Below are 21,403 nucleotides of genomic sequence, written 5' to 3' on the forward strand. Positions count from 1 at the left end.
GTCGCGTCCACCGCCGCGAAGCGGTCGCGCAGGAACCCGGCGGCCTGGTCCTGGGCCCGCCGGCCGTCGTCGAACGCCCCCGGCATGGCGAAGAAGCCGTGGATCATGCCGGCGTACCGGGTGTGGACGGTGGGCACCCCGGCGTCGCGCAGGCGTCCGGCGTAGCGCTCCCCCTCGGTGCGCAGCGGGTCGTGCTCGGCGGTGATCACCAGCGCCGGGGGCAGGCCGCCCAGGTCCTCGGCGCGCAGCGGCGACGCCAGCGGGTGCCGCGCGTGCGCGGGGTCGGCGAGGTAGTGCCCCCGGTACCAGGCCACCGAACGGCGGTTGAACAACAGCGGGTCCTCGCCGTCGCCGTCGGGTTCGGCGCTCTGGTCGGTGTTCGGGTACACCAGCACCTGGGCGGCGAGCCGGGGCCCGCCGCGGTCCCGGGCCAGCAGGGTGACGGCGGCGGCCAGGTTGCCGCCGGCGCTGTCCCCGCCGACGGCCATCCGCCGCGGATCGACGCCGAACTCCTCCGGGTGCGCGGCGAGCCACCGGAGGGCCGCGTGGCAGTCGTGCACGGCCGCCGGGAAGGGATGCTCGGGGGCGAGCCGGTAGCCGACGGTCACCACCTGGCAGGGCACCGCGTTGGCCAGCCGCCGGCAGATGCCGTCGGCGGTGTCGACGCTGCCCAGCGTCCAGCCGCCGCCGAAGAAGTAGACCAGGGTCGGCAGCGGCCCCCGCCCCGCCGGCCGGTGGATGCGCACCGGCAGGTCGCCCGCCGGGCCGGGCACGTGCGTGTCGCGTACCTCGCGCACCGGCTCGACCGCGCCGCCGCCGGCACGGATCGCGGCCAGGTCGGCGGCGCGGGCCTCGGCCAGGCTCTGGGTGTACAGCGGCGCGACGCCGGCCGCCTCGCGGGCGGCCCGGTACGCCGCCACCTGCGGATGGACGCTCATGCGGGGCCTCCTCGGGGATGGATGGTCAGCCTGTCGACGCCGCGCAGCTCACCGGCGGCGAGGCGCTGCGGGGCCCTGCCCGCCACGGCCAGGAAGTCGTCGATGCGCTCCGCCCGCCGCCGGTAGAAGTCCAGCTCCCCGCTTGTACCACCGCGGGTCGCGCAGCACCCGGCCGACGAGGTCGTAGCCGACGACGACGGCGGCGGCGGCGGCGACCGGTCGGTGCTCGGCGCGCGGCGGCACCGGGCTGACCGGCCCCAGCCGGTGCAGGGCGGCGTGGCACGGGTACGGGTCCTGCCGGCCCTCGTCGCCGTAGAGCCGGGTCAGCAGCCGCGTGACGTCCATGGTCGTCCGGCCTCTCCCGTCGACGGTGCGGCGGGCGGCGGGGACCCGCCCGCCGCCCGCGCCGATGTCACAGACCGAGCAGTCGCAGCGGCACGGCGTCCGCCAACGCCCGGTTCCCGGCGTCGTTCGGGTGGATGTGGTCACCCGAGTCGTACGCGGGCAGCAGCCGGCTGGGCCGCGCCGGATCGCGCAGCACCCGGTCGAAGTCGAGCATCCCGTCGAACTCGTCGCTGCCGCGCAGCCACGCGTTCACCGCCTGCCGGGTGGCCTCCTTCTCCGGTGTCCACACCCCAGGGTTGCCGTGCCCCTCGTACGGGGTCAGCGTCGACACGAGGCTACGCAGGCCGCGCGCCTTCACCTGCTGGTTGATCTGCCGCAGCGAGGCGATGATCTGCCCGGCGGAATCGCCCGACATCCAGACGTCGTTGATCCCGAGTCCGGTGATCACCGTCCGGGCGTCGGTCTGCGCGAAGACGTCCTCGTCGAGGCGGGCCAGGGCGTTGGGGCCCAGCTCGTGGTAGCCGGGGAAGCCGCCCGCCCCGGGCTCGGTGCCCTCGTGGTTGAGCCGGTTGCCGGCGAGGCTGAGGTTGAGCACGCCCGGGGTGCGCACGTCCGGGCGGGCGTCGATGAGCCGGTCCGCGAGCAGGTCGGGCCAGCGCCGGTTGGTGTTGACGGTGCTGCCGTTGCCGTCGGCGATGGAGTCGCCGAGGACCACCACCGAGCCGGGGCTGTGCCGGCGCTGCACGTCGATGCCCGACAGGAAGAACCAGCAGCAGTCCGGCCGGATCGTGAACCCGGCCCCGCCGGCGGCGGAGGTCAGGTCGGTGGCGCCGATGTAGTTGGTCTGCCGGGACTGGCCGTGGAAGGTGACCGGCCCGGTGGGGGTCGGGAAGTGCACGGTCAGCACCAGGTCCTGCTGGTCGCCGACGGGCATCGCCACGGGGTCGCTGACCAGCTCGGCGCCCCGGTTCATGGTGGCCGAGCCGGCGCCGCCGAAGGTCAGCGTCCGCAGGGTCGTGACGTCGATGTCGGACAGGTCGCCGGGGGTCGCGGTGTTCGGCTTCGCGACGGTGGCGCGGCCGACCCGCACGGCCTGCTCGCCGTAGGAGTTGCTCAGGCGGACCCGGAACCGCTCTCCGCCGACGGTGGTGTGCACGAGCATCCGCACGCTCTGGTCGTTGAGGCCGTTGTTGGTCAGGCCGGTCGCGTTTCCCCTGGTGACCGCAGCCGCCCAGCTACCGGCCCAGACCGTGCGCTGGCGTGGCGCGTCCGTGTCGGACGGGCCGGCGCTGGCCACCATCGCCGGGGTGCCGACGACGAGCAGGGTGGCGGCGGACGCGATGACATGCCATCTCTTCGGGGTCGACATGGAACCTCCATCGTTGGCAGCCCAGGGCCGTCCGCTGACGGCGCCGCCTGGACGATGGTCCAGAAACCTAGCCGTCCCGTTTCACGAGCGTCAATCAACCTGATCGACGTGATCAGATGCCTGTCGGTCCGGCCTGAGCGCCGGTTCAGACTCTGTCCGGTGACGGTCGGTGGTGCCTACGCTCACAGACGGCGGCGGTGCGGTCGTCGGGGCGTCCGCCCGCCACGCCGTCTCCCGGGCTGCCCGCGGGCGGCCACTTCTGCGCCGATGGAGGGCTGTCGGATGACCGACCGACCGGAACGACGGGCCGGCTACGTGCACCGGGCGCTGGAGCTGTTCGACCGTCTCGGCGACCGGGAGGCGCTGGCGGGGGACGGATGCCGGCTCAGCTACACCGATGTCGCCGCCCGGGTGCGCGGCCTCGCCGCGACCCTGCTCGGGCACGGCGTACGACCGGGGGACGCGGTGCTGCTCGCGCTCGGCAACCCGGTGGAGGGGCCGATGGTGCAGCTCGCCCTGCACCTGCTGGGCTGCCGGACGATGTGGATCGCCCCGGTCACGTCCCGCCGGGAGGTCGACGAGTTCGCCCGGCTGGCCCACCCCGACGCGTTCCTCTACGACGCCCGCGACCCGACCAACCTCGGTGCCGAGCTGGCCGCCGGGCTGCCCGGCGTGCCCGTGCTCTGCCTCGGCCCGGGCGGCGCGGGCCCGGACCTGCTCGCCGGGGTGGAGCCCGCGGTGGCGGACGGCCGCGAGGTGCCGGTCGAGGTGCCGGTGCCGGAGTCCTTCCTGCAGACCAGCGGCACCACCGGCACCCCGAAGCTGGTGCACCACCGGGAGAGCTTCTACGCGCAGGTCCTCGCCCTGGCCGCCGACTTCCGCGCCGCCGGGCACCCGCCGCTGCGGCACCTGTCGCACTCGCCGATGTGGCTGGCCAGCGGCCAGATCACCACACTGTTCAACCTCTTCACCGGCGGGGTGCTGTTTCCGCGCGACGGCTGGGACCCGGCGCAGTTCATCGACACCGTCGGCCGGGAGCGGATCAACTCGACGTTCGTCACCCCGCCGATGCTCTACGAGGTGCTCGACCATCCGGCGCTGGACGGCGCGGACTTCTCCGCCATGTTCATGTTCAACGTGGGCGCCGGGCCCGCCGCGCCCGCCCGGCTGCGCCAGGCGATCGCCCGCTTCGGCCCGGTGCTGCGCATCGTGTACGGCCTCAGCGAGGCGGTCGTGGTCACCGCCCTGCCGGGGCTGACCGACGACCCGGCGTACCCGCAGCGGCTGCGCTCCTGCGGGCGACCCTACGGCGACGTGCGCGTCGAGATCCGCGCCGAGGACGGCACGGTGCTGCCACCCTTCGCCGACGGCGAGGTGTGGGTGCACACCGCCCTGCGCTTCGCCGGCTACCACGGCCAGCCCGAGCTGACCGCCGAGACGCTCGTCGACGACTGGGTCCGCACCCGCGACGTCGGGCACCTCGACGCCGACGGCTACCTCTACCTCGTCGACCGGTCGCAGGACCGGATCCTCTCGCGGCGGCGTAGCTGGCCGATCCACTGCCGCCCGATCGAGGACGTCCTGGCCGGGCACCCGCGGGTGCGGGCGGCGGCGGTGATCGGCGTGCCGGACGAGGCGGCCGGCGAGTTGCCGTACGCCTTCGTGGTGCCGGCGCCCGGCGCGACGGTGACCGCCCGGGAACTGGTCGACCTGGTGACCGCCGAGCTGAGCGACACCTGGGCGCCGGGCGGGGTCCAGTTCGTCGACCGGCTGCCGCTCAACCGGTCCGCCAAGGTGGACAAGCGCGCGCTGCGGGCCCGGTACGCCGCCGAGCACCCGGGCACGCTCGCGCAGCCGGAGGCGTCGATCGGCAGCCTGGCGTGACCCCCCGGCGGGAACTGACCGTCCTGGTCGCCGCCGACCTGATCTCCAACCTGGGCAGCCGGATCTCGGTGGTGGCCATCCCCTGGCTGGTGCTGGAGACCACCGGCAGCCCCACGAGGATGGGTGTGGTGGCCGCCGCCGAGACGCTGCCCTACCTGCTCTCCAGCGCCCTGGGCACGCCCTGGGCGGACCGGATCGGGCTGCGGCGCACCTCGATCCTGGCCGACGCCGGCAGCGCCGCGCTGATGGTGGCGGTCGCCCTCACCCCGTGGCTCGGCTTTCCGACGCTTGTCGCACTGGTCGCCGTGGTGGGCGCGCTGCGGGGCGTCGGCGACCGGGTCAAGCACGTGATGTTCCGCCCGGCCGCCGAGGCCGCCGGGGTCCCCCTGATCCGGCTGACCTCGGTCTACGACGGGCTGGGCCGGCTGGTCACCCTGCTCGGCGCGGGGCTGGGCGGGCTGCTCGTCTGGTGGTTCGGGCTGACGCGGGCACTGCTCATCGACGCCGCCAGCTTCGCCGTCTGCGCCCTGCTGGTCGGGCTCCTGCTCCGCCCGCCCGCCCCGGCGGCACCGTCGGCGCCGCAGTCGTACCTGCGGTCGCTCGCGGGCGGGTTCCGCCACCTGGGCCGCGACCGGACGCTGCTGAGCATGCTGCTGGTGATCTCGGCGCTGAACATGGTGGTCAACGCCAGCGTCGCGGTGCACATCCCGCTCTGGGTCGCCGACGCGCTGCGCAGCCCCGCCGGGCTGGGCCTGCTGCTCGGGGCGTTCTCGGCCGGGGCGCTGCTGGGCAACCTGCTGTTCAGCGTGTACGGCCCCCGGCTGCCCCGGTATCTGACGTTCGTGCTCGGGGCGGCGGTGGGCGGCGCCCCCCGGCTGCTGGTCCTGGCGCTCAGTGACGAGTTGGCGGTGGTGCTGGCGGTGACGTTCGTGTCCGGCATCGGCATCGCGGCGGTGAACCCGCTGCTGGGGGTCGCGATCTACGAGCGGGTGCCGCCCGGGTTGCAGACCCGGGTGATCGGGCTGGCCGGGTCGCTGGCGTTCGCGGGACTGCCGCTGGGCGCGCTGCTGGGCGGCTGGTCGGTGACGGCCCTCGGCCTCGACGCGGCCCTGCTGGCCATGGCGGCGTTCTGCCTCGTCGTCACCCTGCTGCCGCTGCTGCCCGCCCTGCGCCCCGCGGCCCGGCCGGACGGCGCTGTCCCGCGACGTCGTTCGCACCCGCTGCGTGGTTGACGCGCTGCGCCGGCCGCGCAGGCGAGGCAGATCGCGGCGGCGACGACGAGCGTCAGGCGGTCGCCGAGGTGGACGGCGGCGGAGCCGAGCGGGATCGCCAGCGCGACCGGACCGAACATCGCGGTGTTGGCGGTGCCGGAGACCCGTCCGAGCATCGCTGTCGGCGTGTGCGTCTGCACCGCGGTCACCGCGGCGACCAGGGCCCAGGGCAGGCCGATGCCGGCGACGACCGAGGCGGCGACCGTGCCGGGCCACCAGGGCAGGCACCGCGCCAGGCAGCCGACGGCGAAGAGCGTCGTGCCGGCGACGCCCACGGTCGCGGGGCTCCAGCGGGCGATGAGCCGGCCGACGACGAGGCCGCCGGCGAGGGACCCGGCACCCTGTGCGCTGAGCAGCACGCCGAGGAACGTCGCCGGCAGGCCCAGCTCCGTGGTGACGATCGCGTAGCTGGCAGCGGTCGTGAAGCCGGACATGGCGATCGCCACGGCGGCGAGCACCACGGTGACGCGTGTCGCCCGCTGTGCGAGGAGGACCGCGAGCCCCGCGCGCAGGCCGGGCGGCCGGTCAGTCGGCGGGACGGGGGGCAGTTCCCTCAGTCGCACGGCCGCGTACAGGACGGCTACCAGGATCGGCATCGCCGCGCTGAGCAGGACGACGGCCTGGCCCCCGCGCCACGCGTAGAGGCCCGCGCCGGCCAGGGGTGCCACGAGCTTCATGCCTTCCTGGGCACTCGAACGCCAGCCGTTGACGTCGCCGAGCTGCGTGGGCGACAGCGCGGCGGGAAGCAACGCGGTCTCGCCCGCGTCGATCAGCACGTAGCTGACACCGTAGGCGCAGGACACCAGGAAGATGAGCCACACCTGGCCCGGCCCCCGCACCGCGAGGAGACTGAGCAGAACGGCGGACAGCGTGAGGTTGACCGCCACGACGAGCGGCCGCCGCGGCGCCCGGTCGAGCAGTCCTCCCAGCCAGGGGCCACCGAGGACCGGGGCGTACACGCAGAGCCCGGCTAGGGCGGCGAGGCTGACGGAACCGGTGAGGTCCAGGATCCAGATCCCGGCGACCAGTGACATGGCGCTGCTGCCGAAGCCCGACAGCAGCGAGATCGCGATGAACAGCACGGCGTTGCGACGCATCGGTCCTCCAAGGTTGAGCCGTGGCGACTCAGATCCTCAACCTTGAGTGAGGGGCAGGCAATACTGCGAAGGAGTTGTCAATGCGCCATTGACAGGAGATCGTCCAGGCTCCTCGCGACCGCCCGCACCGGCACGGGCAACCGGCCACCTCCCGCATCGGCCAGGTCGACCGCGAGGAGGGAGGCCAGCGCGTACAGCGAACCCGGGTCGGCGCCGAGGGCCAGCTCCACGGTCCGCCTCACCAGGGCGGCGCGCCGAAACCGCGCGTCCCACCGCCGGTCCGCGTCGATCCACCGCTGGAGCTCGAGGACCGCGCCCCGGATCGCCGCGATCGGGGGCGCGTAGGCCAGATCCAGTTCCTGCCGCCGCGACCGTCGCGCGGCCGCCAGGCGCTGCCGGCGCTGCTCCGCGGCCTGCCGGCTGCCGAGGCCGAGAGCAGCGGCGACCTGCGCCCAGGTCGCACCGAGGTGACGCGCGCGGTCGATCAGCTCCAACTCCCGCTCGTCCAACCGGACGCGGTCGGCGGTGACGTCGGAGAGCTGGCTCAACTCGGGCGTCATCCGTCAACGCTACATTGACAGCTTCGCGTCGCCGGCTCTGAGCGCATGACCGCGCGCGGCCCGGCAGGGTGCGAGTCGCGGCTGCGTCGATGCGGGACGGGCCGCCGGCGCGATCCGGCCGGGCGGCGCCGGGCCTACCGCGCGACCGCGTACCGGTGTCGCGGGTCGACGTCCGGTTCGGCGGACGCGAGCGCCCGGCAGGTGGGGGTGGCCCGGTCGGTGTAGTCGGCGACGTGACCCTCGTAGAGGACCGTCCCGCCATGCCGGCCCGGTCCGGGACCGAGGTCGACGAGCCAGTCGGCCCGGCGGATGACGTCGAGGTTGTGCTCGATGACGACGACGGTGTGGCCCCGGTCGACGAGGCCGTCGAGGACGCGCAGCAGCGTGTCCACGTCGCTAGGGTGCAGGCCGGTGGTGGGCTCGTCGAGCAGGTAGGTGGTGGGCTCGTCCGTCTCGCGGAGCTCCTTGGCGATCTTGACCCGCTGGCACTCGCCCCCGGAGAGCGTGCTCAGGGACTGGCCCAGCCGCAGGTAGCCCAGGCCGACGTCGGCGAGGTGCCGCAGCGCGTCGGCGATCTGCCGGGCGGGCAGCCGGGCGACCGCCTGGTCCACGGTGAGACCGTCGACGTCGGCGATCGACAGCCCGTCGACCGTGTAGCCGAGGACGTCCGGGGTGAACCGTCGACCCTGACAGGTACCGCAGGCGACCTCCTGCCCGTCCATGAAGGCAAGGTCGGTGTGGATGACACCGAGCCCTCCGCAGTCGGGACAGGCGCCCGCCGAGTTGGCGCTGAACAGGCTCACCGGCACGCCGTGGCGCGTCGCGAACAGCCTGCGGATCGCGGGCGCGACGCCCGTGTACGTGATCGGGGTGGAGCGCCGACTGACGCCGACCGGCTGCTGGTCGATGACGGTCGCGGGGTGCTGGGCCACCAGCTCGGCGGCCAGGCTGGACTTGCCGGAGCCGGCGACCCCGGTGAACACGGTCAGCACCCCGGCGGGGACGTCCACCGTGACGTGTCGCAGATTGTTGCGGATGGCGTCGGCGACGGTGAGACTGCCGGTGCCCGGACGCGGGTCCCGGTTCACCGGGCGGCGCCGGGCGAGGGCCCGGCCGGTGGGGGTGTCGGCGTGCCGGAGCTGGGCGAACGCCCCCTGGAACACGAGTCGCCCCCCGTCGGGCCCGGCGCCGGGCCCGACCTCGACGACCTGGTCCGCGCGGGCCATCACGGCGGGGTCGTGCTCGACGACGAGGACGCTGTTGCCCCGGTCGCGTAGCTGCTCCAGCAGGCGGATCACCGACTCGACGTCGCTCGGGTGCAGCCCGACGGTGGGCTCGTCGACGATGTACGTCATCTCGACCAGGCTGGACCCGAGGTGCTTGACCATCTTGATCCGCTGCGACTCACCGCCGGAGAGCGTCGTGGTCGCCCGGGACAGCGAGAGGTAGCCGAGCCCGATCGTGGTCATCGCCGACAGGCGGTCGGTCAACGCCGCCACGACGGGCGCGACGTGGGCCGACGTGACGGCGCGGACGAGCTCGGCCAGCTCGGTGACCTCCATGCGGGACATCTCGCCGATCGTGCGGCCGAGCACCGTGGCGCTCCGCGCGGCCTCGTCGAGCCGGTCGCCGTGGCACTCGGGGCAGACGGCGGAGCGGGTGAACCGGCGGATGGTCTCCTGCTTGCGCTCCGACAGGTTGTCGGAGGTGTGCAGGTAGATCCGCTCGAAACGGTCGACCACCCCCTCGTACGCCTTGGGGGTCTTCCGGCCCAGCTTCGCGGCCGCCTCGCCGCCGTACAGCAGCGCCTCGCGTTCCTGTCGGCTCCAGTCCCGCAGCGGGGTGTCGCGGTCGAAGGTGCCGATGTCGGCGTACTGGGAGTACCAGTAGCCGCCCGCGCCGAAGCCCGGCAGCCGGATCGCGCCCTGGGCGAGGGACCTGTCCAGGTCGAGGAAGCGGTCGACGGCGCTGAGGACCACCTCGCCGAGCCCCGAGCAGGTCGGGCACATGCCGGCCGGATCGTTGAAGGAGAAACGGTGCGACTCGCCCACCCGCGGCGTGCTCAGGCGGGAGAAGAGCAGCCGCAGGTACGTCCAGGCGTCGGTGGTCGTGCCGACCGTCGAGCGGGCGTTGCCGCCGACGCGGCGCTGGTCCAGCACCATCACCGGCGACAGGCCGCCGATGTGCTCGACCTCGGGGCGGGCCCACTTCGGCAACCGGTTGCGGGCGAAGGGCGGGAAGGTCTCGTTGAGCTGGTGGCCCGCCTCGGCGGCGATGGTGTCGAACACCAACGACGACTTGCCCGAGCCGGACACACCGACGAAGACGACCAGTCGGTTGCGCGGCACGTCCACGTCCAGCCCGGCCAGGTTGTTGGTGCGTGCTCCCCGGATGGTGATGCTGCGGTGCGCCATGACCCCGAAGCTAGGGGCAGATGCGGCCGGATCCTGACCGCGACAGCGGGCAGACTTGGCCACATGGCGGACGTGACCCAACGGATGCTCTCCCTGCTGTCGACGTTGCAGACCGGCCGGTCCTTCCGCGGCGACGAGCTGGCCCGGCGGCTCGGCGTCAGCCCGCGCACGCTGCGCCGGGACGTCGACCGGCTGCGCGGCTACGGATACCCGGTCGACACCCAGCCGGGACCGGGCGGCTACTACCGGCTCACCGCCGGGCGGACCATGCCACCCCTCGTGCTCGACGACGACGAGGCCGTCGCCACCCTGCTCGCACTTGCCTCCCTCGCCGCCACCGGATCCGCCACGCCCGGCGGCATCGACGAGGCGGCCACCCGCGCCTACGGCAAGCTCGACCAGTTCCTCCCCGCCCGGCTGCGTCCCCGCGTCGCCGCCGTCCGGGCCAGCCTCGAGACGAGCCCGCACGCGACACCGCCCGTGCCCGCCGAGCAGTTCGGCCTCCTCGCCGACGCCGTCGCCCGGCACGAGGTCGTGACGTTCACCTACACCGACGCCCACGCCCGGCGGGCCCGGCGGCGGGTCGAGCCCTACCGGCAGGTCCACCACCTGCTCAGGTGGTACCTCCTGGCGTGGGACACCGACCGGGCGGACTGGCGGGTGTTCCGCCTCGACCGCCTCACCGACGCGCTGCGCACCGGCGTGCCCTACGTGCCACGCCCACTGCCCGCCGGATCGGCGCTGGAGTATCTGCGCCGCGGTCTCGACCGGGCCAGGCAGCGGGTCACCCTCGTGGTCGACGCGCCGGCGCCGCGCGTCCGCGACGCCCTCAGACACGACGACGCCGAGATCGACGCCCTCGACGACCGGCGGACCCGGGTCACCCTCGCGCCCGACGCCTGGCAGTGGTTGGTGCTCAACCTCGCCTTCCTGGACGCGGACTTCCGCATCAGCGCGCCACCCGCGCTCACGCGGGCCTGCCACACCTTCGCCCACCGGCTGCTCGCCGCCACCGCGGACCGGGACGGGCCGTGAGCCCCCGGCGGGGGACTTACCCGCTCCTCGTCCAGAGCCGGACCGCGCCGCCGTAGGTGACGCTGGCGAGCATCCGCCCGGCCTCGCCGACAGCCACGGAACTCACCGCGCTACCCGGGTGAACCAGGGTCTCCAGCCGTTCGACGCCGGCGACGTCCCACAGCTCGACCTCGCCGTCGCCCTTCTCGCCGACCGCGAACCCGATGACCAGGGTCCGGCCGTCCGGCATGAACGCCAGCGAGTTGGCCGCCTTGCCCTTCCCCTCGATCGTGGCGGTGTTCCTTCGGGACGCGACGTCCCACAGCAGCACGGTCTCGGTGGCCTCGTCGTCGTTGCCCCCACCGGTGGCGAGCACGTCGCCGGTGGGACTGAAGGCGAGCGCCCGCAGATGGGTCTTCGGTGGCAGCGTCAGCGTGCCGGCCACCTTCCGGGTGCCGATGTCCCACAGGATCGCCCTGGTGGCGTAGACGTCCGACCGGACCTGGCTCCAGTCGGTACCGCCCCCCGCGAGGGTCCGGCCGTCCGGGCTGAAGGCGAGCGCCGTGACGGGCGTCTTGCTCGCGACGAACTCGGCGACGCGCGCGCGCCTACCGACGTCCCAGAGCTGCACGGTGCCGTCCGGCGCCCTGTCGTCGTCTACCTGGCCGCCGAGGGCGAGCAGCGTCCCGGCCGGGCTGAACGCCACGGTGTGCGGGATGACGGTCGGCGCCCGCCAACCGCCGAGCCTGCTCTGGGCGTCAACGTCCCACAGGCTGAGGTGGCTGCCGGGGCACTGCTGGGAGCGGCTGTGGCCGACCACCGCCAGCGTCCCGCCGTCCGGCGACAGGGCCAGGTCCGTCAGCCCGTCGCAGCCGCGCAGGACGAACCTGGCCCGCGTCCCGACATCCCAGACGATGACGGTCCCGTCGTAGAAGCCCGCCGCGAGCGTGGAACCGTCCCGGCTCAACGACACCGGGTGTGCCGCCCTCTCCTGCAACGAGTAGAGCACCTCGGCCGTCCACCGGGGACGGGTGGCCGCCGCGATCGAGTCCGAGACCCAGGTGAACAGTGGCGGCCCCGCCACCGCGCCGCCCGCCCCCGCCGCCACCATCGCCACGACCGCCGTCGTCCTGGTCAGCGCCCTGCCCTGCCGCAGCCGCGGGGTCGCCCCCGCCCGAGGCCCGTCGCTGCCGCGGGACAGCCGCTCGTACGCGACAGTCGCGGCGGTCCCCACCGACAGCAGCCCCGCCACGACGGCGACCGACACCCAGACCGGCAGTGCCGCGAGCATCCGCTCCAGCGGTGAACTGCTCAACTCGGAGACGAGGGCGAGGGTCAGCGCGCCGACGACGAACAACAGAGCGGCGAGCATGAGTCGGCGTCGACCACGGTCCGGCGCCTCTCCCACCCCGGTAATCCTAACGACCCCGCGCATGGATACGGGTCACTGGAAATCTGCCGACCTGCTCGGGTCGGACCACGACGGCATGGACAAGCCGGGGCACAGCCCACCGGGCGTGCCTCGTCGTCGCTCTGGGCACGTCGTCGCTCTGGGCACGTCGTCGCTCTGGGCACGTCGTCGCTCTGGGCACGTCGTCGCTCTGGGCACGTCGTCGCTCTGGGCACGTCGTCGCTCTGGGCACGTCGTCGCTCTGGGCACGTCGTCGCTCTGGGCACGTCGTCGCTCTGGGCACGTCGTCGCTCTGGGCACCGTCCTCGCGGTCGGCGACGGCCGCCGAACCCGGCGGCGCACCTCGCGGTCGGCGACAGGACGCTGCCCCCGCGCCACCCACTGTGCACCAGGACGATGGCCCCGGTCGCCCGACGTCGGTTAGCGTGCCAGGATGCCATCGACGTTGACCGAGGCGACGGACCCGTGGTGCCTACGGGACGGGGAGAGCGCGGCGCTGCTGCGAGGGCACCCGTGGCGGCGCTTCGCGGTGCTGGGCGACAGCGTGGCCGAGGGGCTCTGCCAGCCCGCCGACGGCTATCCCGACGTGCAGTGGGCCGACCGGACCGCCGCCGAGCTGCGCGCCGTCCGCCCTGAGCTGGCGTACCTCAATCTGGGGCTGCGGGGGTTGCGGGCGCACGAGGTGCGCGCCACCCAGCTCGACCCGGCGCTCGCGTTCCGTCCCGACCTGGCGCTTGTGGTCTGCGGCGGCAACGACGCCTTCGGCCGGGGGTACGACGCGGACGCGGTCGACGCGGAGCTGACGGCCATGATCGAGGCGTTCCAGGCTGCCGGAGCGGAGGTGATCACGGTCGGCATGTTCGACGTGTCGCTCAGCCCCGCCGTGCCCGAGCGGCACCGCGCCGGCCTGGGCGAGCGGATGCGGCGGCTCTCCGCACACACCGAAGTGCTCGCGGAGCGCCTCGGCACCCTGCACGTGCGGCTCACCGACCATCCGCTCACCGCCGAAGCGTCGATGTACAGCGGCGACGGCCGGCACGGCAGCGCCCGCAGCGACGCGGTCGCCGCCGCCGAGACCGTCCGCCGCCTCGGCGCCCACCTCGCGCAACCCCGGCAGCGGGCCTGATCAGCGGCTCGCCCGGGGCGACTCGCTCAAGCGGCTGCGGGCGCTGCTGCGCGAGCGCCCGGCAGCGGGACTGATCAACGGCTCGCCGGGCGACCCCGTCGAGCGTACGAGCGGTCGGGGCGCCGGCCAGTGGTCACGGCAGCGGGCCGCCACGGGCGCTGAGCCACAACTCGTACCACTCCTCGTGGGTCAGCTCGGGCTCCCGCAGCACGGCGTCGCGGCAGGCGCGGATGCGCTCCGGCCGGACGGTGCCGATCACCGGTGCGATCCGCGCCGGGTGCCGCTGGAGCCACCACAGCACGACCGCCTCCGGCGTGCTGCCCGTCCGTTCGGCGAGCGCCGCGACCCGCTCGGCCGTGGCGTGCTCCGCCGGCGTCTGCTGGCCACCGGTGAACCGCCCGCCCGCGAGCGCCCCCCAGGCCTGCGGGCCGATCCCGTTCATCCGGCAGTGCTCGAGGGTGCCGAGCGGAAAACCGGTGCCGGCGGACTCCCGCGTGTTGACCAGGACGCCCGCCTCCAGCCAGTCCCGGTGGGCCAGGCTCATCTGGAGTTGGTTGACGACGAGGGGAAGGTCGAGGTGCGCCTGCAGGTGGGCCACCTGCGCCGCACCCATGTTCGAGACACCGAAGTGCCGTACCAGGCCCTGCCGGTGCAGCGAGGTCAGCGCCGCCGCGGTGTCCTCGGGATCGGCCAGCGGGTCCGGCCGGTGCAGGAGCAGGACGTCGATCACGTCGGTACGCAGCCGGGCCAGGCTCTCCTCGACGCTGCGTACGATGTGCCCCCCGCGCAGGTCGTAGCGGCCCGGCCCGGCGTCGTCGGTCATGCGGATGCCGCACTTCGTCTGCAGCAGGACGCGCGAACGCAGCCCCGGCGTGCGGGCGAGGACCTCGCCGAAGACGGCCTCGGACTTGCCGTGGCGGTAGATGTCCGCGTGGTCGAAAGCGGTGACGCCGATCTCCAGCGCGGCCTCGATCGCCGCCTCCGCGACCCCGATCTCCCGCGCGCCGTAGGGCTGCGTGTCCCACCCGCCGCCCAGCCCCATGCACCCGTACAGCAGCCGGTGGTGGCGGATGTCGGTGGCGGGGCTCATCGATCGGCCCGCAGCGCTCATCGGGGCCGGGTCCTGACGGTCGGTCATGAGACGTGGATAGCACAGTAGGTGGGGGCCACCCGGCGCCCCCCGCCGCGCATCCGGCGCAGCCCTCCGGGACGAAGGTGCGAGCCACCACGCCGGGCCGAGTCGGCTGCGGCTGCGGCCGGGCCGAAGTCGCGCGGTGGGCAGGCCCGCTCCGCATTGGTCCGTTTTTGGGAACTCGGTTCCGCTATTCAGGAAAGCCGGAGATCTTGGCAGAAACCGGCCCCCTGGGGGGGCACCTCCTTTCCAAGATCTTGCCGCGCATCGGGCCGGGACGCCGTGCAGGCGGCCGGGACGCCGTGGACCCCGGACGCGGCGCCGCGCACCCCGGACCCGCACCGTGCACCGCGGGGGCGGCGGCGTGCCCGCCGGACACGGCACCGTGGACGTCGCGTGGTGGCGATTTCGCGTTCGGGGCGGGGCGGAGTATCCCGCGCCCGCCCCTCCCCCGTCATGGCACCCGGTCGCGGCTCACTCCCAGCGGAAGTAGCGGGCCGCGAAGCCGCCCAGCACCACGGTGAACACCACCATCACGGTCAGGTGCAGCAGCGTGGGCCAGGTACCCGCCCAGGCGTCCTGCACGGCCAGGGACGCGGCGCCCAGCGGGGTGAAGTCGGCGATCTTGCGCACCAGGTCGGGCATCTGCGGCCCCGGCGTCCACACCCCGGCGAAGAACATCATCGGGAAGTAGATCAGCTGACCGATCCCCATCGAGGCCCGGGCGCTCGGCGTGACCGCCGCCACGAGCAGCGCGAGGGCGCACATCGCGCTCGCCCCGAGCGTGAACGCCAGCACGAAACCGACCGCGTTGCCGGGCGGCGGGACGTCGAAGACTGTCGCCGCCACCAGCCAGGCCAGGCCGCACGCGACCAGCAGCGCGGCGACGTTCACGGCCACCTGCGCGACGAGCACCGCCGCCGGCGAGACCGGGGTCGTCGACAGCCGACGCAGGACACCCCGCTCGCGGTAGCTGCCCACCACGCCCACCAGCGTCATCATCGTCACCGTCGCGATGGCCAGCGTCATGGTGATGGGCAGGTAGACCTCCAGGGGAAGGCGGCCATCCAGCTCGTCCGCCGGTTCCCGGATGCCCGGCATGGCCAGGCCGAGCACCAGGATCAGCAGGGCCGGGAACGCGATGGCGAAGAACGTGCCGACCGGATCCCGGAGGAACAGCTTCGCCTCGACACGGATGATCTTGGAAAGGGCGGTCATCGGTTGCTCCCGGCAGCGGTGAGGGCGAGGATCGCGTCCTCGAGAGTGGGTCGTTCGACACCGGGCACCTGGGCACCGGCGATCAGGTTGCGGGGAGTGTCGACGGCGACGACCCGGCCGGCCGCGACGACCGCCAACCGGTCGCACAGCCGCTCCGCCTCGTCCATGAAGTGGGTCACCAGCAGGACCGTGACGCCACGGTCCCGTACGTGGCGGACCAGCTCCCAGGTGTCGCGCCGCGCCTGCGGGTCCAGCCCGGTGGTCAGCTCGTCCAGGATCGCCACCGACGGGTTGCCGATCAGCGCCAGCGCGATCGAGAGCCGCTGCTTCTGGCCCCCGGAGAGCTTCGCGAACGCCGTGTTGCGCTTGGGGGTCAGGCCCAGCTCGTCAATCAACGCCCACCAGTCCGCCGGCTGCGGATAGAACGAGCTGTACAGGTCGAGTGCCTCCCACACCTTGATCCGGTCCGGCAGCTGGCTCTCCTGGAGCTGGATGCCCAGCTTCTGCCGCACCGCCACACGGTCCCGGTGCGGGTCCAGGCCCAGCACCCGCACCGTCCCGGAGTCCGGGGTCCGGAGCCCTTCGACGCACTCCACAGTGGTGGTCTTGCCGGCGCCGTTCGGACCGACGAGTCCGAAGATCTCGCCCTCGTCGACGCTCAAGGACACGTCGGCGACGGCCACCTGGTCGCCGTACTGCTTGCGGAGGTTGCGCACCTCGATGACTGGCATGCCGACAACGCTAGGAATCCCGCCGGCCGCGGATAATGGGTCCAACCGCCCGGTGGGGGTGTACCCAGCTCCACCCCCGGTCGGTACCCTGCCCCGATGCGGCGGCGATCGGTGCGGCGAAGACTCGACCCGTGACTCGTCTCGCGCTCGCCGTACCACGCTGCGTCGCCCTGGCCGTGCTGATCGTGGCCGGGTTCGCCTACGGGCACCTCCTCGTGCTCGCCGCCACCCTGGTGTTCACCTACCCGCTCGCCGTCTCCGGCCAGATCCGGTTGAGCGCGCTGGCCCGCCGGCTCGCCCGCGACTGGGCCGGGGCCGACCTCCCCGACCCCGTCCGTTCGCCGCCGCCCACGCCGCACCGGCGCGAGGACGGCTGGTACGCCCAGGACGGCACGTTGTACAGGTCGCCCCGGGTGCCGGCGTTCCTGCTGAAGCTGGACCAGCACGCGAAGGACCCGACGCTGGGGCGGGAATGGCTGTGGCTCATCCTCACCCCCGTCACCGGCGGGATCGCGGTCCTGGTGCCGCCCGCACTGATCGCGGCCGGCGTGTTTCTGCTCGGCTCGCCGCCCGGGGATCGGGTGTGGTCGGTGCCGGCGGGCGTCGGGGCGATCGTGGCCGCGTTCCTGCTCGCGCCGTGGGCGCTGCGGGCGTACGGGCTGTGGGCCGGCGTGCTGCTGGGCACCGCACGGCCACGGACGGCGGTCGGCAGGTGGGTCACCAGGGCGTCGGCCGCGACCTGGCGGGGGGCCGGCCTGGCCGTGCTGTCGCTCGCCGCGTTCGGCGGCCTGCTGCTCAACCTGCTCACCGGCGCCCTGTCGTGGGGCGGGCTGCTGCCGTTCACCCTGCCGGTCACGCGGCCGCTGGTCGGGCTCTACCGGCGCTCCGCGCACGCCTGGACGGGCACGGACCTGCCCGCGCCGTACCGGCCGTACCCGCCGTCGCCCAGCCCCGACGAGGACGGCAACTACCGGGTCGGGCGGGTCCTGTACACCGATCTTCCGGCGGCCCTGCAGGGGCAGCGGCCGGGGTGGCTGCTGCGCGACCCGGCCACCTGGCGCGACCAGCTGTGGTCGCTGGGCTCGGTCGTCCTGGCCCCGGTCTCGTTCGTCCCGGCGGTCCTGGTCGGCCTCGGGTTCTACGGCCTGTTCTGCCAGCCGCTGACCTGGGTGGCCTGGGCGGTGCCGATCGGCCTGCTCACCGGCTACTGGGCCACGCCGTTCTATCTGTGGTTCGGCATCGAGCACGTCGGCCTCGTCGCGCCGGGGTTCCCGGACTGGGCGAGCGTGCCCGTCGGGCTGGGCGTGGCGCTGCTCGGGCTGGGCCTGGCCGGCCCGCTGATGAGGCTGCGGCTGGCGTGGGACCGGCTCCTGCTCACCCCCACTGCCGCCACCGTGCTCGCCTCGCGGGTGGCGCACCTCGCCACCACCCGGGCCGACGCCGTCGACGTGCAGGCGGCCGAGTTGCGCCGCATCGAGCGCGACCTGCACGACGGCGCCCAGGCCCGGCTCATCGCCGTCGGGCTCGGCCTGAGCGCCGCCGCGCGGCTCATGGAGACCGACCCGGCGCGGGCCCGGGAGCTGCTGGCCCAGGCGCAGGAGACCTCGGCCACCGCGCTGACCGAGCTGCGCGACCTGGTACGCGGCATCCATCCGCCGGTGCTGGCCGAACGCGGGCTCGGCGACGCGATCCGGGCGATCGCGTTCGACACCCCGCTGCCGGTGGACGTGGACGTCGACCTGCCCGGGCGGCTCGACGCGCCGGTCGAGTCGGCCGCCTACTTCGCCACCTGCGAGGCCCTCACCAACGCGGCCCGCCGCGCGTCCCGCGTCGCGGTCTCGCTGTGGCACCGCGACGGGACGCTCCGGATGGTGGTGAGCGACGACGGCCCCGGCGGGGCCGACCCGGCCGCGGGGACCGGGCTGCGCGGCATCCGACGTCGGCTCGCTACATTCGACGGCACCCTGACCCTGCACAGCCCGCCAGGCGGGCCCACCGTCGTCACCATGGAGATCCCTTGCGCGTCGTCCTCGCCGAGGACCTCCACATCCTGAGGGATGGGCTGGTCCTGCTCCTGGAAAGTCACGGCTTCACCCTCGCCGAGGCGGTCGGCGACGGGCCGGCGCTGCGCGCCGCCCTGACCCGGCACCGGCCCGACGTGGCCGTCGTCGACGTGCGGCTGCCGCCCACGTTCACCGACGAGGGCCTCCAGGCGGCGCTGGCCGCCCGGCGGGAGATTCCCGGCCTGCCGGTGCTGGTGCTGTCCCAGCACGTCGAGCAGCTCTACGCCCGGGAGCTGCTCGCCGACGGGGCCGGCGCGGTCGGCTACCTGCTCAAGGACCGCGTCCTCAACGCCGACCAGTTCGTCGACGCCGTACGCCGGGTCGCGGCGGGCGGCACCGCAATGGATCCGGAGGTGATCGCGAGGCTGCTGGCGGCCGGCGGCACCAGATCGCCCCTGGCCCGCCTCACGCCGCGCGAACGCGACGTGCTCGAACTCATGGCCCAGGGCCGTTCCAACGCCGCCATCTCGCAGCGGTTGTTCCTCAGCGAGAGCGCCGTGGGCAAACACACCGCGAGCATCTTCGACAAGCTGCGGCTGCCTCCGTCCTCCGACGACAACCGCCGCGTCCTGGCCGTCCTCGCCTACCTGAAGGACTCCTGACCCGCGGCACGCCCGCCCCGACGCCGCACGACCGCGCTCGCCGCCGCCGATCGGCCGGTCGCCGGGGCGCTCACCACGCTGCGAGCGCTCAGAGCTGGTCCAGCACCCGGGCGACGTTGTGCGCGACGATGGCCCGCATGCGGGCCCGGTCGGGGTAGTCGCCGCCGAGCAGGCGCAACGGACCCGCCACCAACGACAGGTACGTGCCCGAACGGGTCCTCGGGTGCCGGGGCCGCCCGCGCCGGCCAGTAGTCCTCCCCCGGCTGCCACACGTAGGCGATGCCGCTGGACCCGTCGTCCAGGTTGAGCCGGTAGACGCCCTTCTTGGTGCCGCCGGTCAACCGCTCGACCGAGACCAGCGCCCGCCCCCGCCCGAACGCCGCCCGGGCGAGGACACCCCACCGGTCCGGTGTCGACCGCTCCCGTCCGTCCATCGGGGGATTGTCCACCGCCGAAGCGCGGACGGGTCGACAGGCCCGGGAACGGGACATCCGCGCCGACTGATCTCCTCTAGGGTGGTGCGGTTGCCGCCGGTGAGACCCGGTGACGCACCGTGCATCACAAGAAGGCGAGCCGACCGCCCGCCTGACCACGGGGAGAGCCGGCAGCCGGACGCTCACGCTCCGCCGACCGGCACCAGATCGGAGAGACAATGCGGCGTGTCCGCGCGCTCGCGGTGGTGCTCGGCACCACCCTCGCGGTGAGTACCCTCGGCGCCCTGCCGGCCCAGGCGGTGAGCGGTGGCACCGCCGCCGCTCAGGGGGCCTACCCGTTCGTTGCCAAGGTCGACTTCGGGGACGGCGTGCGGTCCTGCACGGGCGCCCTCGTCGACCCACACTGGGTGGTGACCGCCGCCAGTTGCCTCGCCGACGCCGGTCAGCCCCCGGCCGCCGGCAACCCGGCGCAGCCCACCACAGTGACCGTCGGCCGGGCCGACCTGACCGGCACCACCGGCGAGGTGCGCAACGCCGTCGGCGTGGTGCCGCACGGCGCGCGCAACGTGGCGATGGTGCGGCTGGACCAACCGGTCACGGCAATCGCCCCGGCGCGGATCGGCGCGGCGCCGACCGCCGGGGAGCAGCTGCACGCCCTCGGGTACGGCCGCACCGCCACCGAGTGGGTGCCGGACCGGCTGCACAGCGGCGTCTTCACCGTCACCTCCGTGGGCGCCGACACGATCGACATCGACGGCGGCGCCACCGGTGCCTCCCTGTGCAAGGGTGACGCGGGCGGTCCCGCCCTCCGGGTGAACGGCGCCACGGTCGAGCTGGTCGCTGTGCACGACCGGTCCTGGCAGGGTGGCTGCCTCGGCGAGTCCGAGACCCGGCGGAGCGCGGTCGAGACCCGCCTGGACGACCTGGGGGACTGGATCAGGGCCGCCGTCGCCGCCGCACCGGACTGGCTCGACGGGCGGGCCATGCCCATCACCAACGGTCTCAGCGGTCAGTGCCTGCTCGGCAGCGGGACGACCAACGGCGTCCCGGCCGGCAGCGCGGTGTGTGACGCGGCCGCTCCCGGCCAGCGGTGGACGATGACCCGCAACGCGGAGGGCTGGTACGAGTTACGCAACGCCGTCAACGGCAGGTGCCTCTACAGCGAGCTGCCGGCCACCGGCGACGTCAAGCAGTGGACCTGCGACAACGGCGTCAACCAGCAGTGGCGCATCGAGAACGGCTCGGTGCGCAGCCAGCTGCGCAACCGCGCATCGGACAGGTGCGTCTCCTCACCGACCAGCACCCCGAGCGACCTGACGATGTCCGCCTGCGGGTCCGGGCAGGACCAGTACTGGATCCAGCGGGGCGGCGGCGGCGCGCACGGCCAGGTGGTCGAGGAGGCCACCGGCCGGTGCCTGGATTACACGGGCGTCGGCGTCGACCCTGGCACGCAGCTCCGTTCCTGCGCCGTCGGCGACCCGCAACTGTGGACCCAGAGCGGGCTGACGCTGCGGACCGAATCCGGCTGCCTCACCGCGCGCACCACCGGCAGGCCTCCGCTGCTGCGGCACGCGGTGGACGTGCGGGCCTGCGTTAACGCCCCGACGCAGGACTGGGTGGCGCTGCCCGACGGCACGATCAAGAATCCCGGCACCGGGTTGTGCCTCGCCCACGCCTACAACTCCGCCGAGGGCAACGTTCCCATGGCCGGGTTGCTGGCCTGCGCCGGCCAGCGGTGGCGGTGGTCCGCCGCCTGACGCGACACCGACGGCGGCCCCGGCGACCCCTGCGGTC

At 74.1% G+C, this 21,403-nt stretch carries 14 protein-coding genes and 3 pseudogenes; 7 read left to right on the plus strand and 10 right to left on the minus strand.

The window, feature by feature from the left end:
* Positions 1–2: 2 nt before the first annotated feature.
* From ACQ452_RS15750 to ACQ452_RS15760, 3 genes and pseudogenes are all read right to left on the minus strand, one after another.
* Positions 3–938 (minus strand): annotated as a pseudogene (locus ACQ452_RS15750) (alpha/beta hydrolase); the annotation flags it as partial.
* Positions 939–986: 48 nt separating this feature from the next.
* Positions 987–1,283, minus strand: a complete 297-nt coding sequence (locus ACQ452_RS15755; protein ID WP_433384894.1) for a hypothetical protein — start codon at positions 1,281–1,283, stop codon at positions 987–989.
* Between the two features lie 67 nt (positions 1,284–1,350).
* Positions 1,351–2,625, minus strand: a complete 1,275-nt coding sequence (locus tag ACQ452_RS15760; RefSeq protein WP_433394177.1) for an SGNH/GDSL hydrolase family protein — start codon at positions 2,623–2,625, stop codon at positions 1,351–1,353.
* A gap of 309 nt (positions 2,626–2,934) precedes the next feature.
* On the opposite strand from ACQ452_RS15760, the gene ACQ452_RS15765 reads away from it, so the two are divergent.
* Positions 2,935–4,536, plus strand: a complete 1,602-nt coding sequence (locus ACQ452_RS15765) for a class I adenylate-forming enzyme family protein (RefSeq protein WP_433384897.1) — start codon at positions 2,935–2,937, stop codon at positions 4,534–4,536.
* Positions 4,533–5,768 carry an MFS transporter gene (locus ACQ452_RS15770; RefSeq protein WP_433384900.1) on the plus strand — a complete coding sequence of 412 codons (1,236 nt, stop codon included), beginning with the start codon at positions 4,533–4,535 and terminating at the stop codon, positions 5,766–5,768. Before ACQ452_RS15765 ends, ACQ452_RS15770 begins: the two co-directional genes overlap by 4 nt.
* Before the next feature lie 71 nt (positions 5,769–5,839).
* Here the strand turns inward: ACQ452_RS15770 and ACQ452_RS15775 are convergent.
* The 3 genes and pseudogenes from ACQ452_RS15775 to ACQ452_RS15785 form a co-directional block, all read right to left on the minus strand.
* A pseudogene (locus tag ACQ452_RS15775) lies at positions 5,840–6,904 on the minus strand (MFS transporter); the annotation flags it as partial.
* A 77-nt stretch (positions 6,905–6,981) separates the two neighbouring features.
* Positions 6,982–7,464: a hypothetical protein gene (locus ACQ452_RS15780; protein ID WP_433384903.1), complete on the minus strand. Its 483-nt coding sequence runs from the start codon at positions 7,462–7,464 to the stop codon at positions 6,982–6,984.
* 134 nt (positions 7,465–7,598) lie between these two features.
* Positions 7,599–9,878 carry an ATP-binding cassette domain-containing protein gene (locus tag ACQ452_RS15785; protein ID WP_433384906.1) on the minus strand — a complete coding sequence of 760 codons (2,280 nt, stop codon included), beginning with the start codon at positions 9,876–9,878 and terminating at the stop codon, positions 7,599–7,601.
* A gap of 63 nt (positions 9,879–9,941) precedes the next feature.
* On the opposite strand from ACQ452_RS15785, the gene ACQ452_RS15790 reads away from it, so the two are divergent.
* Complete coding sequence (locus ACQ452_RS15790; RefSeq protein WP_433384909.1) at positions 9,942–10,913, plus strand: helix-turn-helix transcriptional regulator; 972 nt, start codon at positions 9,942–9,944, stop codon at positions 10,911–10,913.
* A 16-nt stretch (positions 10,914–10,929) separates the two neighbouring features.
* Here the strand turns inward: ACQ452_RS15790 and ACQ452_RS15795 are convergent, their stop codons facing one another.
* The gene (locus tag ACQ452_RS15795; RefSeq protein ID WP_433384912.1) at positions 10,930–12,300 is read right to left on the minus strand and encodes a WD40 repeat domain-containing protein; all 1,371 of its coding nucleotides are present in this window, start codon (positions 12,298–12,300) and stop codon (positions 10,930–10,932) included.
* A 436-nt stretch (positions 12,301–12,736) separates the two neighbouring features.
* Here ACQ452_RS15795 and ACQ452_RS15800 point away from each other — a divergent pair, with 436 nt between their 5' ends.
* A complete protein-coding gene (locus ACQ452_RS15800; RefSeq protein ID WP_433384915.1) occupies positions 12,737–13,429 on the plus strand; it encodes an SGNH/GDSL hydrolase family protein in 693 nt (230 codons plus the stop codon).
* A 133-nt stretch (positions 13,430–13,562) separates the two neighbouring features.
* On the opposite strand, the gene ACQ452_RS15805 is transcribed toward ACQ452_RS15800, so the two are convergent.
* From ACQ452_RS15805 to ACQ452_RS15815, 3 genes and pseudogenes are all read right to left on the minus strand, one after another.
* Complete coding sequence (locus tag ACQ452_RS15805; RefSeq protein WP_433384918.1) at positions 13,563–14,567, minus strand: aldo/keto reductase; 1,005 nt, start codon at positions 14,565–14,567, stop codon at positions 13,563–13,565.
* A 468-nt stretch (positions 14,568–15,035) separates the two neighbouring features.
* Positions 15,036–15,779 carry an ABC transporter permease gene (locus ACQ452_RS15810; protein WP_433384921.1) on the minus strand — a complete coding sequence of 248 codons (744 nt, stop codon included), beginning with the start codon at positions 15,777–15,779 and terminating at the stop codon, positions 15,036–15,038.
* A gap of 29 nt (positions 15,780–15,808) precedes the next feature.
* Positions 15,809–16,510: pseudogene (locus ACQ452_RS15815) on the minus strand (ABC transporter ATP-binding protein); the annotation flags it as partial.
* 131 nt (positions 16,511–16,641) lie between these two features.
* Between ACQ452_RS15815 and ACQ452_RS15820 the strand changes: the two are divergent.
* The 3 genes from ACQ452_RS15820 (at position 16,642) to ACQ452_RS15830 (ending at position 21,366) form a co-directional block, all read left to right on the plus strand.
* Positions 16,642–18,564, plus strand: a complete 1,923-nt coding sequence (locus ACQ452_RS15820) for a histidine kinase (protein ID WP_433384924.1) — start codon at positions 16,642–16,644, stop codon at positions 18,562–18,564.
* Positions 18,528–19,175, plus strand: coding sequence for a response regulator transcription factor (locus ACQ452_RS15825; RefSeq protein ID WP_433384927.1), 648 nt, complete (start codon positions 18,528–18,530; stop codon positions 19,173–19,175). The genes ACQ452_RS15820 and ACQ452_RS15825 overlap by 37 nt, the downstream gene beginning before the upstream one ends.
* 652 nt (positions 19,176–19,827) lie before the next feature.
* On the plus strand, positions 19,828–21,366 hold the full coding sequence (locus tag ACQ452_RS15830) for a ricin-type beta-trefoil lectin domain protein (RefSeq protein WP_433384930.1): 1,539 nt from the start codon (positions 19,828–19,830) through the stop codon (positions 21,364–21,366).
* The last annotated feature ends 37 nt before the right edge of the window (positions 21,367–21,403 follow it).

It is taken from the genome of Micromonospora sp. KLBMP9576 (assembly GCF_050941805.1).
In the GTDB taxonomy this organism is placed as follows: Bacteria; Actinomycetota; Actinomycetes; order Mycobacteriales; family Micromonosporaceae; genus Micromonospora.